This is a genomic window from Actinokineospora diospyrosa (assembly GCF_024171925.1).
Lineage (GTDB): Bacteria > Actinomycetota > Actinomycetes > Mycobacteriales > Pseudonocardiaceae > Actinokineospora > Actinokineospora diospyrosa.
In genome coordinates, this window is sequence record NZ_JAMTCO010000004.1 from 94,085 (window position 1) to 106,908 (window position 12,824).

A 12,824-nucleotide genomic window follows, 5' to 3' on the forward strand; every position below is an offset into this window, starting at 1 on the left:
ACGTCGGTTGCGTTCCGCGACAACCATGCCACAACCGGTGGCGACCAAGCTTCCGCCAGCCCTGTACACCCTGTGAGTCCCGCTAGGAGACACCCATGCCGACCAGCTCATCCGGTCGCCGCCGGACGCTCATCGCCGCCACCGCGGCGATGGTCGCCGCCGTGCTGCCAGCGTTACCGGCCGCCGCTGAACCCGCCGTGGCCAAGGCGGTCCCGCCGCCCGCGGCGAGCCCCTGCGGCCCGATGGACATCACCTTCGTCATCGACGACACCGGCAGCATGGGCGCGGCCATCGCCAACATCAAGACCGGCATCAACTCGATCATCTCGGACGTGGCGACGCTCTCGGGTGGGGACTACAAGCTCGGCCTGGTCAGCTTCAAGGACAACGTCCGGGTGCTCAACGACCTGGCCGCGGGCAACCAGGTGGCGGTGACCGCCGCGGTCAACGCGCTGGCGGCCGGGGGCGGCGGCAACACCCCGGAGGCCTCCGACGAGGCGCTGAACACCGCGATCAACAACCTGCCCGCCTTGGGTCGCCCGCAGGTCGGCGACTTCAACGGCACCTGGCGCTCGAACGCGACCAAGATGATCGTGCTGGTCACCGACGCGCCCCCCGGCGGCTTCGACGACGTGCACGCCCCGGTCGACGTGACCAACGCCCACCAGCGGGCGCTCGAGGCGCAGAACCGCATCAAGATCAACAGCGTTTACGTGCCGACCGGCGGGGTGTCGGCACCGATCGTGTCGATCATGCAGGACTACGCCACCACCACCGGCGGGGTGTACACGCTGGCCGCGGCCAACGGCTCCAACACCGCCACCACCATCCAGCAGTCCCTGCGCAACTGCAGGCGCACCGACGTGTTCATCCGCGACCACGGCGCCGACACCGGTGTCGAGCCGCACGGCCTGAACCCGATCTGGACCAGCCCGGACATCACCGTCTGCCCGACCGCGGCCCCCTGCGCGGGCGCCAACCCGGTCGTCGGGTCCACCAGCTACATCCACGTCCGGCTCAACAACCCCGGCCCCAACGGGTCCGGCACCGGCACCGGCAACCTCAAGCTCTACTACACCGCCCAGGGCGGCGCGGCGGTGTGGCCGACGCACTGGACGCACATCAACACCGCGTTCAACGTCTCGGTGCCCGCTGGTGCGACGAGCGTGGTCGTGCCGTGGGCTGGCGTGCCCGGCCCCGGCCACTTCTGCCTGCTGGCCCGCTGGGAGTCGGCCACCGACCCGATGACCTTCGCCGAGGGCCCGAACACCCTGACCAACACCAGGAACAACAACAACATCGCCTGGCGCAACGTCGACTCGGTCAAGGTCACCCCCGGCCAGCCGACCACCCGCCCGTTCACCTTGGCCAACCCGAACCCGCGGGCCCTGACCAACCTGGTCTTCACCGCCCCGGAGGGCCCCTTCACCGGCAAGGTCACCATCGACCTCGGCCGCGAACTCGCCGCCCGCTTCAAGGCCAACGGCGGCAAGCTCGAGGGCGTGCGCCAGGTGGATGAGACCCGCTTCGAGATCGTCGACGGGAAGCAGGCCCGCTTCGTGGGCCTGGTGATCGACCCGAAGGAGCGCTTCGAGACCAAGCTGGAGTTCACCGCGACGGAGCAGACCCGAGCGGTGCTGCGGGTCAACCAGACCGATGAGAAGAACGAAGACCTGGGCGGAGTCGAGTTCCGCCTGACCACCGGCTAAAGCCGCGGGGTGGGGAAACGAGTGGCCCGGTCACCTGCGCGGGGTGGCCGGGCCACTCGTCTTGTCTTGTGCTGTTCTTGCGGACGATCTTTCGGGGCCTTCTGTGGCGGAAGGTTGTCCACAACGCCTTCTGCTGTCCACAGGGCGCTGGTTGCTGCTCCCGTTGTGTCGGTGCGTCTCGATAGGCTGTGTATTTGGGGGCTTTCGGTCAGGTTGATCTTGGCGTAGGCCGGGGTTGGGGATTCGGTGGCTTCGGGGTCGGCCTCGTCGCCTGGCGGCGAGCTCGGCGACCCGGGATCGGACGGCCTCGTCGCCTGGCGGCAACATCGGGCCCGATCCGCGACAATGCGAACAAGCTCGATGCGGTGGACCTGTTTTGTGCGGGGCCCCTACGACACCCGACGCAGAACCGCAAAGCAGGGGCCGAAAAGACTGGCCCTGCCGCGCGGAAACGCTACGGGTGCCGTCCCCCCACACAAAACAGGTCCACCCCATCGAGCACTTGGCACCAGCGACTCCGACTGTCCAGGCGCTGGGAAAGTGGGCTGGGGCGGACCTGACGGGGGGCGGGTTGGCACCGACGAGTCCGACTGTCCAGGTGCTGGGTTGGCAGCGTCGGCGAGGGCGGGCGGGGATGGCACCGGAACTTCCGAGTGTCCAGGGGCTGGGTAGGTGGGATGGGGCCGACCTGACGGCAGGCGGGTTGGCACCGACGGGTCCGAGTGTCCAGGGACGGCGTGTTCGGTGATTGGTGAACCGGGCATGTGAACGCGAAAGGGCCCGGTCGCCCCCGCCCAGGGGTGACCGGGCCCAGCTTCGGTGTGGTTATCGCTTGGACTTCACCGTGATCGGGACTCGGGAGAGGCCTAGGGTGCCCGCCGACGGGGAGAAGATCTCTACGTAGAACTGCTCGTCGGGCAGGTTGGGTTCGGTCTTGAGGCGGATGGTGGCCGTGCCCCGGGTGCTGCCGGTGGGGATGGTGATGATGCCGTCCTTGACCGGGTAGTAGCCCGGGGGGTTCGAGCCGGTGTGCACGGTTCGGTAGTGCACCGTGATCGGGGCTCGGGCCGGGGTGTTGGTGTGGACGCCGACCTCCACGGCGGAGGACTCGTAGCGCCAGCAGATCTTGCCGCCGTCGAGGCCCGTTTCGACCGGGGGGAGGTCGTCGTCGATGATCTGGCCGCGGCCGCGGTCGCGGGTGATCACCAGGTTCTGCGGGGTGTGCAGGCGCAGCGAGAACGCCTCTTCCGGTTCCGGGGTGCCGTCGCGCACGACGCCGACCACGACGAGCTTGGCGTCGGTCGAGTCGGTCCAGGTGAGGGTGCCGGAGGTGGCGGTGATGTCGGCCGGGCCGGTGCTGATGTGCTCGGTGGCGTAGGCGACCGAACCGGTCGCGGTGCAGCCGGGTGCGGTCGTCACGGTGACCGTGAAGGAGAACGGGGTCGTACCGGACCCCGTCCCCTCGTACTGCCGGTAGTCGCCGACGGAGACCGCAGCCGGACCGCACGCCGTCGTCGACCAGGTCTGTGCCGGGATCACCGGCAGTGCCACGGCGACCGCGACCGCCGTGAGCAACAGAGCCCTCATGGACTTACCCCTCTCTCTGTGCGCCCCCGGCTGTAGTTAGCGCAAGCCGGTTGTGGCGCGGTTGTGAGGGGCTACCCGAGCTCCTTGGCCAGCCGCAGCGCGTCGACGCTCACGCGCTTCATCTCGGCCCGGTGAACAGCGAGGTCCGGGTCGCGGTCGGCGGTGTCGGCCTCGGTGATGACCACGTCGCGGTCGCTGGTCATCGCCGAGAAACCACCCCGGCTCAAGCGGTCCAACCCGGGCACTACGGCCCTCTTCTCGCGCAGTAGGTCGTTGACGCTGCCGGTGTCGTCTTGTCGTACCAGGAGTTCGAGCTTCTCGGCGGTCGAACGATCCGGCATCCGCACTATCGACACCGATGTGTAGACCGTGCGGCCGTTGTCGATGGCGGTGATGAACAGCGCCCGGGTCAACTGCCTACAGGGGTTCGCGACTAGGAACTGCTTGACCTTCCCGTACGCGTGCTCGGAGCAGTCGCTGTCCCGGACAGGCTCAACGGTCTCCCCCATCCGCTGGAAGAGGTACTGCCCACCCGCTTGCGGCGGCGTTACCGGTGGCGGGTCGTCGTTCCCCGCGGTCAGCCACAGGACGAACCCGGCTAAGAGGGCGGCGACAAGCACACCGGCGGCGGGTAAGACCCACTTGCGACGCCGACTTGTGGACGGCGGGTTTATGAGCCACGAGGGGCCTGGCCCGACGGTGCCGGGCTGGGGAGAGGGCGCGGCCACGGGGATGGTCACCGTGGTGGCCTCTCGCGTCACCGCTGAGGTGATCGCGGGGGGAGGCGGCTGCGTGCTGGTCCTCGGCGACCAGGGCAGTTCCTCCGGCAGGGTGCTCACGATCATGGCGGGAGCGGACACCGGCTCCGCGGGGCGCGGGGGGAACTTCGGCACCGCGCGCAACGGCTGATCGGGTGAAGGGTCATGGTCCGACACGGGAGCAGACAGTAGCGTAATACCCTCGTTATACAACGAAGGTGGGCATAGACACACCGTGCAACCGAAAACCCCTACTCAAATCTTGTGGCGTCCCCGGCCCCGTACCGGATGATTTCCGGTTCGCCCTCGGAAAAGTCCACGACCGTGGTCGGCACGGTCCCGCACTCGCCCGAGTCGAGCACCGCGTCGAGCACGTGGTCGAGTTCCTCCTTGATCTCCCACCCGGAGACCATCGGCTCGGCCTGCCCGGGCAGCAGCAGCGTGGACGACAGCAGCGGCTCACCCAGCTCGGCGAGCAGCGCCTGGGCCACGGTGTGGTCGGGGATGCGTACCCCGACGGTGCGCTTCTTGGGGTGCAGCAGCCGCTTGGGGACCTCCTTGGAGGCGGGCAGGATGAACGTGTAGCTGCCCGGGGTGGCGGCCTTGACCGCCCGGAACACCGCGTTGTCCAGGTGCACGAACTGCCCGAGTTGGGCGAAGTCCTGGCACATGAGGGTGAAGTGGTGCCGGTCGTCGAGCTTGCGGATCTGCCGGACCCGGTCGATGCCCTCGCGGTTGCCCAGCGCGCAGCCCAGCGCGTAGCAGGAGTCGGTGGGGTAGGCGATCAGGCCGCCGTCGCGCAGCAGGGCAACCACCTGGGCCAGGGAGCGCCGCTGCGGGTTGTCCGGGTGCACGTCGAAGTACGTCGCCATGGCGGGAGTCTACGGACCAGGGGGCACCCCGGCCGAAACACCGCCCGGCGACCAGCGATCCTGTATGCGTACACGAATGGGCTATCAAGTGGGACGGGGGCGCCGTGACGCGGTGGAGTCTTGGCGTTGACCTCGGCACGAGCTTCGCCGCGGCGGCGATCGCGACCGCCCAGCGGGTGGAGTCGCTCGAGGTCGCGGGCGAGCGCCGCATCCCCGCCACCGTCGTGCTCGACGAGTCCGGCAGGCTGGTCGCGGGCACGCTGGCCCAGCGCATGATCGGCCGCGGCCCGGACCGCTCCGAGCGCAACCCCAAGCGCTACGTCGGCCGCCGCCCGATGCTGCTCGGCGGGGAGCCGGTGACCGCGCAACGGGCCCTGACGGCGCTGCTGGAGCTGTTCGTCGGCGAGGCCAGGAGCCGCTTCGACGGCGCCGCGCCCGCGTCGCTGGTGCTCACCCACCCGGTCGCGTGGAGCCCGGCGCAGCGGCAGGTGCTGCTGGAGGTCGCCGAGGCGGTGCTGCCCGGTCGGCCGGTGGAGCTGATCGAGGAGCCGGTCGCCGCGGCCGTGCACTACAGCCACACGCACGCCGCGGACGGGATCGGCGGGCGCGACAGCGTCGCGGTCTACGACCTGGGCGGCGGCACGTTCGACACCGCGGTGCTGGCCGCGGACGGCTCCGGGTTCAGCGTGGTCGGCTCCCCCGGCGGCGACCCGGAGATCGGCGGGGAGACCTTCGACGAGCGGGTGTTCCACCACTTCGGCGCGCAGCTGACCCGGCTGGCCCCCGAGTGGTGGGAGCAGGTGAGCTCCAACCCGGACCGCCGCTGGCAGGCCGCGGCCGCCGCCCTGCTCACCGAGGCGCGGCTGGCCAAGGAGGCGCTGTCGGACCACGAGGACGCGGTGCAGTACGTCCCGGGCGCCGACACCGACGTGCGGATCACCCGCGCCGAGTTCGACGCCCTCGTCGGCGAGGACGTGCGGCGGACCACCCGGCTGCTCGCGCAGAGCATCGAGGGCAGCGGCCGCGACCCGCGCGACCTGCGCGGCATCTTCCTGACCGGCGGCGGGAGCCGGATCCCGCTGGTGCGCGAGGCGCTGCGGGCCCAGTACGACGGCCTGGTGCGCACCTCGCCGGACCCCAAGACGGTGGTCGCGCTCGGCGCCGCCCGCTGGGCCCAGCGCACGCTCACCGCGCGCCCGCTCGCCGCGCCGCGCAAGCTCGGCGCGGGCGCCATGCCGGTGCTGGCCACCGACGTGGTCGACGCCCAGGCGGCCAACGGCGCGATCTACACCTGGAGCGCGGGCGCGGGCGGGCACCAGGTCCGCAAGCTCGACCGGGGTGGTCGGGTGGAGCGCGAGCTGGCGATGAGCCGGGTCACCGGGTGGGCGATCGCCGAGGACCTGGTGCTGGTCGCCGAGCGCCGCGAGCAGGTGCTGCGGGTGCACGCGCTGAGCCCCGAGCTGATCATCCGCTCGACCACCGACCTGCTCACCGCGCACGACCCGGTGCTGCTCGCCCAGGGCGGGCACGGCTGGGTGTTCCTGCGCGGGCCCTCGACCGGGCCGGTGGACAACACGGTGGGCCTGCCCTGGGGCGAGACCGGTGACCTGCAGGTCGTGGTGATCCGCCCGGCCGCCTCGTTCACCCCGGTCAACGCCACGCCGCGGCCGCTGGGCTCGACCGCGACCTGGTTCATCAACGAGGACGGCGCCCGGCGCAGGCTGCTGGACCCGGCGATGCCCACCTCGGTGCCGCCCGCCGCGCTCGGCGACGGCCGGTCCGCGGCGGTGGTGCTCGGCAAGATCACCAGGCGGCGCACCGGGCTGCGCTCGTCGACGATCGTCCCCAGCCAGGTCGTGGGCACGGTCGACGCCGAGGGGCAGTTGACGGTGGTGGCCGAGCAGCAGGACACGACCGGGCTGTGGGTGCACCAGGCGCTTGAGCGCGACGGGTGGTTCTTGAGCACCAACAGCGGGCTGGAGACCTTCACCGGGCCGGACCGGTCGCTGTTCGTCGAGCGGCCGCGGGCGGGGGCGGCGCGGTGGGTGGCCACGGCGAACCGGGTGTACGGGGTGGTGCAGGACTCGCTGGTGCCCAACCGGGGGTTGTCGCTGCACATGTACGACGAGCGGGCACCGCGCGGGCTGGGGACCTACCCGGGGCTGCTGGGCAACCTGGTGTCGGTGGACCGGGCGGAGGCGGCGCGGATCCGGGTGGACGGCGACCTGCTGTGGCTGGGGGCGCAGTTGGGCGAGGGGGTCTCGCAGGTGCTGGTGGTCAACGGCGCCCGGGTCGAGCAGGTCGCGGCGGCGGAGGGCTGGCTGGAGCCGGTCGGGCAGGGGTTCGCGCTGCACGCCCCGGACACCGCGCCCGGCGACTCGCGCACGACGCCCGCCTCGCTGGTGCGGTTACCTGGTTGAGTGGTCCCATGGCGGTGATCCTGGTGACGGGCATGTCCGGCGTGGGGAAGTCGACCGCGCTGGGTGAGTTGCGGCTGCGCGGGTACCGGGCGGTCGACACCGACCACGGGGAGTGGATCGAGGACCTCCCGTGGCTGACCGGCACCGAGCCGCAGTGGCGGGTAGACCTGATCGAGGCGCTGATCGCCGCGCACGAGCGCTCCGGCGAGCCGCTGTTCCTCGCCGGGACGGTGCGCAACCAGGTGCGGTTCTACCCCCGCTTCGCCGAGGTCGTGCTGCTCAGCGCGCCGCTGGAGGTGATGCTGGAGCGGGTCGCGGCCCGCTCGGGCAACGACTTCGGGAAGTCGGCCGAGGAGCGGGCCAGGATCGTGGCCGACACCGCGGCGGTGGAGCCGCTGCTGCGGTCGTCGGCCACGGTGGAGATCGACACCCGGGCCCCGCTGGCCGAGGTAGTCGACCGGTTGGTGGCGCTCGTCAGCCGCTGATCGGGCGGGCACGGCGTTAGTCAGGGTGGTCACCGCCGATCGCCACCGCGCGCCGTTGGCCGGGGTCGTCGACCGACTGGTGGCGCTCGTCAGCCACTGATCAGGCGGGCACGGCGTTGGCCGGGGTCGTCGACCGACTGGTGGCGCTCGTCAGCCACTGACCGGGCAGGCACGGCGTTGGTCGGGGTCGGTCACCGCCTATCGCCACCGCGCGCCGTTGACCGGGGTCGTCGGCCAACTAGTGGCGCTCGTCAGCCACTGACCGGGCAGGCACGGCGTTGGTCGGGGTCGGTCACCGCCTATCGCCACCGCGCGCCGTTGACCGGGGTCGTCGGCCAACTGGCGGCGCTCGTCAGCCACTGATCAGGCGGGCACGGCGTCGGCCGGGGTCAGCCACCGCCGTTGGTCAGGGTCGGTCATCGCCGATCGCCACCGTGGGCCGTTGGCCGGGGTCGTCGGCCGACTGGCGGCGCTCGCCAGCCGCCGACCAGGCGGGCACGACGTCGGTCGGGGTCGGTCATCGCCGATCGCCACCGTGCGCAGTTGGCCGGGGTCGTCGGCCGACTGGCGGCGCTCGCCAGCCGGCGATCAGGCGGGCACGACGTCGGTCAGGGGCGGTCGCAGCCGTGCGTCGATGGTCGGGGTGGTCGACCGGCTGGTGGCGCTCGTCAGCCGCTGACCAGGCGGGCACGGCGTCGGTCGGGGTCGGTCACCGCCGATCGCCACCGTGCGCCGTTGGTCGGGGTCGTCGACCGGCTGGTGGCGCTGGTTAGCCGCTGATCGGGCGGGCACGGCGTTGGTCAGGGGCGGTTGCCGCCGTGCGGCGTTGATGGGGGTCGTGCGCCGTCAGTCGGGTCGCGCGCCGCTCGTCGGTTGTGTGGCGCCAATCAGGGGCGCGCGCGGCTAGTCGGGGTCGTCCGCGGGCACGGCGAGAATGGTGTCTTCGGTCCGCCCGCGCAGGGTTATCCGGTCGGTTGTCCGCCACCGCGCCGATTCCCCCGGTGCCGCGCGCTCCACGGCCCGGGAAGAGGCGAGGAGCCTGCCGGGGGTCGATTTCGCCAATTCGGTGAGCCGGGCCGCCTCATTCACCGGATCGCCGATGACGGTGTATTCGAACCGCCGCGCGTCCCCGATGTTGCCCGCCACGACCGGCCCCGCGGCGACCCCGATCCCGGCCTGGCATGCAGGCAGCTCGACCGGCAACCGCCGCGCGATCCCCCGCGCCGCCGCCAACGCCGCCCCCGCGTGGTCGGTCACCGGCACCGGTGCCCCGAACACCGCCAACGCGGCGTCCCCGACGAACTTGTTGATCAGCCCACCCCGCCGGTCCACCTCGTCGACCACGATCGCGAAGAACCGGTTCAACAACTCCACCACCTCCGTCGGCGGCCGCGTCGCCGCCAACGTGGTCGACCCGACCAGGTCCACGAACACCACCGCGACCTCGAGCACCCGGTGCTCAACCTCGGCGGCGAGCGCGGCCTCGGCCACCTGCGGACCCACGTGCCTGCCGAAGAGGTCCCGGATCCGCTCCCGCTCAGCTAGCCCCGTCGCCATGCGGTTGAACCCCGCTTGCAACAACCCGAGTTCCGTCCCGTCGTAGACCGGGATCCTGGTGTCCAGCTCACCTTCCCGCACCCGCGCCATCCCATCCCGAACCGACCAGATCGGACCGACGATCGCGCGAGCGGTGAACTCGGTGACGAGCAACCCAATGACGAGTACGACTCCCGTTAGGACGATCACCGTGATCGCCAGTCTTGTTGTAGGAACGGCATCCCGCACGAGGGCGAAGACGGCCACCAGGAGCAGCCCCGCTACGGGGACGCCGGTTCCCAGGCACCAGAACAGAAGCATGCGCACACGAACGCCGGTCCCGCCCCGCGGTTCGTCGCCGAGTACCCGGGCGGCGACCGGACGCAGAGCGAACTCACTGAGCAGGTAAGCGTTTGCGCAGACGACGGTGCCCGCGAAGGCCGTGGTGAAGGCGAACGTGAAGACGAGAGCGGGCTGGATGATCGCGATGGTGGTCGTGAACAGGACTGTCGCCAGGGCCCAGAGGGTGGCCTGCACGCGGGTCAGGTGGCGAGGTACCCGGAGGGTGACTTGCCGGTCCTGGTCGGTGGGGATCCGGTCTTCCAGCGCCCAGCGGAGGGCTCGGAGGGCGTGATTGGTGCCCCAGAGGCTGCCGAGGACGAGGGCAAGGAGGACATAGGCGGGGACGGCGGTGGTGATCATGACGCGGGTGGCGGGGGTGGCGGCCGGGCCGGGGATCACCCAGGTGGAGAGGGTCAGGGCGATGGTGGCACCCAGCGTGTTGGCGGCGAGGAGCGTGGTGGTGAGGAGGATCTGCACGCGGCGGCGGAGGGAGGGGGCGCGCTGGTCGGCGGGGCCTAGGAGGCGGGAGCCGAAGGGGTGCACCGGGGTGATGGTACTGGGGGTTCTGCCGCGGAGGCGGTTCGTGGGGCTAGTGGGCGTTGGTGATGGGGTGCTGTCGTGGGGGGCTGGGGGCGGTTGTCCACAATGCGTTGAGTGGTCCACAGGCGTTGGTCGCTGCCGCTGGGTTGTCGGTGTGCGTCGGTAGGCTGTGTATTGGGGGCTCTTGTGGTGGATGATCTTGTTGGGGCGCGCCGGTGGGAGTTGTTTGTCCACAACGGGTTTGGTTGTCCACAGGGTGCTGTTCGCTGCTCCCGTTGTGTCGGTGCTGAGCGGTAAGCTGTGTATTTGGGGGCTTTCGATCAGGTTGATCTTGACGTAGGCCGTGGTTGGGAGTGCGGGGGAAGGGGTTCAGACCTTCGGGTCGGCTCGCCTGCGGCATCGCGACCCGGGATCGGACGCCTCGTTGCCTGGCGGCAACATCGGGCCCGATCCGCGATTTTCGAGCTTTGCTCGATGCGGTGGACCTGTTTTGCGCGGGGCCCCTACGACACCCGTGGCAGAACCGCAAAGCAGGGGCCCAAAAGCAGGCCCTGCCGCTGAACGACGCTACGGGTGCCGTCCCCCCATACAAAACAGGTCCACCCCATCGAGCACTTGGCACCAGCGAGTCCGACTGTCCAGGCGCTGGGAAGGTGGGCTGACGAGAGCGGGCTGAGATGGCACCGGCCGTTCCGAGTGTCCAGGGGCTGGCACTGTGGGTTGGGGCGGACCTGACGGCAGCCGGGCTGGCACCGCAGGGTCCGAGTGTCCAAGGGCTGGCCAGGCGGGTTGAGGCAGACCTGCCGGAAGCTGGGGATGGCACCGGCCGGGTGTCCCGAGGGCTGAGGTCGTGGGTTGGGGTCGGTCCTGCCGGGGGGCTGGGGTGGCAAGAGAGGCTTCGGGTGTCCGGTGGTCAGGCTGGGATGACACCGCAGTTTCCGGGTGTCGGTGAGGCAAGGTGGAGGAGCCGGGAAGGCACCGGCGACTTTGAGGCGTGGGGGTGCTCAGGCCGTTGGGGTAGCGGAGGTGGCACCGGCGGGCTTCTGGGGAGCGTGGGGTGCGGCGGTTCGGGGATCTGAGGGGCGCCGACTAGAAGGGGAGTCAGCAGCCCCGAGGGGCCACGCTGCTGGGGATCAGGGGGAGCAAGCACCGGGGGGCCGAAGGCGAGGGGGTGCTGGGAGAAAGTGGGAGCGCGGCCCCGTCCAGCTGATCGGGGGGCTGTCAGAAGACTTGGCCGGGGCCGCACCCACCAGTTCGCGACTCGCGGGTGTGGTGTTACACGCCCGTCTGGAATCACCAGCCTCGGCCGGTGCCCGCGTAGACGGCGGCTTGGTCGCCGATGTTGTCGGTGGAGAGGGCGAATACCTCGTGGAGTGCGCGGACCGCGCGGTCCAGTTCGTCCTGGGCGCACAGGGCGGTGATGCGCAAGGCCGAGGTGGTCAAGAGGCCGACGCGGACGCGCAGGGCGGCGAAGGTTTCGCAGATCGTCGCGGTTACCTCTGAGCAGAGGGCGGCACCGACGACTGAGATGGTGCCTACTTGGTGGTCGCAGGTGACGGCGGTGAAGCCGATGTCGGTGACGGCGGTGTGCAGGGCGGTGAGGGCGGTCGGGGCGCTGGTGTGCGCCACGGTGAAGGACAGGTCGACGTGGCCGCGGGTGCCCTTGTGGACGGGGGTGCTGACCTCGACCCCGGCGTCGGCGAGGACGCGGAAGACCTTGGCCGTCCTGGTCGGGTCGTCGGGGACGCCGGTGACCGTGACGAGGGCGACGCCGCGGTCGTGGGCGATCGCGGTGACCGCCGTCTTCTCCATCTCGACCTCCTGGTCGGCGGGGTGGGGCCGGTCGGCGACGAGGGTGCCCGGCCGGTCGGTGAACGAGGACCGCACGTGCACGGCGACCCCGTGCCTGCGGGCGTACTCGACCGAGCGCGGCATCAGGACCTTCGCGCCGTGCGCGGCCAGTTCCAGCATCTCCGCGTACGGGACGCGGTCGAGCACCCGGGCGGCGGGCACCACCCGCGGGTCCGCGGTGCACACGCCGTCGACGTCGGTGTAGATCTCGCAGACGTCGGCGCGCAGGGCGCCCGCGAGGGCGACCGCGGTGGTGTCGGAGCCGCCCCGGCCCAGGGTGGTGACGTCGTCGGTGTCCTTGCACAGGCCCTGGAACCCGGCGACCAGCACGACCTGGCCGCGGTCGAGTTCCTGGCGGACCCGGGTGGGCAGCACGTCGACGATGCGGGCGTTGCCGTGCTCGGGGGTGGTGAACACCCCCGCCTGCGGGCCCGACAGCGAGCACGCGGGCTGGCCCAGGTCGGTGAGCGCGATGGCCAGCAGCGCGTTGGAGATCCGCTCACCGGAGGTCAGCAGCATGTCCAGCTCGCGGGCGGGCCCCGGCGCGCGCGACACCCGGGCCGCCAGGTCGAGCAGGTCGTCGGTGCTGTCGCCCATCGCCGAGGCCACCACGACCACGTCGTGCCCGGCGGCGCGGGTGGCGATCACCCGCTGGGCGACGCGCAGGATCAGCTCGGGGGTGCCGAGGGAGGACCCGCCGTACTTCTGCACCACGAGTGCCATC

Annotated in this window: 9 protein-coding genes; 4 read left to right on the forward strand and 5 right to left on the reverse strand. The window is 71.2% G+C overall.

Features of this window, described 5'->3' with window-relative positions; translation table 11 throughout:
* Positions 1–95 precede the first annotated feature (95 nt).
* The gene (locus LV75_RS07585) at positions 96–1,709 is read left to right on the forward strand and encodes a vWA domain-containing protein (RefSeq protein ID WP_253886074.1); all 1,614 of its coding nucleotides are present in this window, start codon (positions 96–98) and stop codon (positions 1,707–1,709) included.
* Positions 1,710–2,534: 825 nt separating this feature from the next.
* On the opposite strand, the gene LV75_RS07590 is transcribed toward LV75_RS07585, so the two are convergent.
* Positions 2,535–3,296, reverse strand: coding sequence for a Calx-beta domain-containing protein (locus LV75_RS07590; RefSeq protein ID WP_253886075.1), 762 nt, complete (start codon positions 3,294–3,296; stop codon positions 2,535–2,537).
* Positions 3,297–3,367: 71 nt separating this feature from the next.
* Entirely contained in the window at positions 3,368–3,916 is a 549-nt protein-coding gene (locus tag LV75_RS07595; protein WP_253886076.1) for a hypothetical protein, read from the reverse strand.
* A gap of 52 nt (positions 3,917–3,968) precedes the next feature.
* On the opposite strand from LV75_RS07595, the gene LV75_RS07600 reads away from it, so the two are divergent.
* A complete protein-coding gene (locus LV75_RS07600; RefSeq protein WP_253886077.1) occupies positions 3,969–4,205 on the forward strand; it encodes a hypothetical protein in 237 nt (78 codons plus the stop codon).
* Between the two features lie 100 nt (positions 4,206–4,305).
* Here the strand turns inward: LV75_RS07600 and LV75_RS07605 are convergent, their stop codons facing one another.
* Positions 4,306–4,926, reverse strand: a complete 621-nt coding sequence (locus tag LV75_RS07605) for an L-threonylcarbamoyladenylate synthase (protein WP_253886078.1) — start codon at positions 4,924–4,926, stop codon at positions 4,306–4,308.
* A gap of 104 nt (positions 4,927–5,030) precedes the next feature.
* On the opposite strand from LV75_RS07605, the gene LV75_RS07610 reads away from it, so the two are divergent.
* Positions 5,031–7,346, forward strand: coding sequence for an Hsp70 family protein (locus LV75_RS07610; protein ID WP_253886079.1), 2,316 nt, complete (start codon positions 5,031–5,033; stop codon positions 7,344–7,346).
* Between the two features lie 8 nt (positions 7,347–7,354).
* The gene (locus LV75_RS07615) at positions 7,355–7,831 is read left to right on the forward strand and encodes an ATP-binding protein (protein ID WP_253886080.1); all 477 of its coding nucleotides are present in this window, start codon (positions 7,355–7,357) and stop codon (positions 7,829–7,831) included.
* A gap of 903 nt (positions 7,832–8,734) precedes the next feature.
* On the opposite strand, the gene LV75_RS07620 is transcribed toward LV75_RS07615, so the two are convergent.
* Positions 8,735–10,252, reverse strand: a complete 1,518-nt coding sequence (locus LV75_RS07620; protein WP_253886081.1) for an adenylate/guanylate cyclase domain-containing protein — start codon at positions 10,250–10,252, stop codon at positions 8,735–8,737.
* A 1,290-nt stretch (positions 10,253–11,542) separates the two neighbouring features.
* Positions 11,543–12,823, reverse strand: a complete 1,281-nt coding sequence (locus LV75_RS07625) for an aspartate kinase (protein WP_253886082.1) — start codon at positions 12,821–12,823, stop codon at positions 11,543–11,545.
* Between the last annotated feature and the right edge of the window lies 1 nt (position 12,824).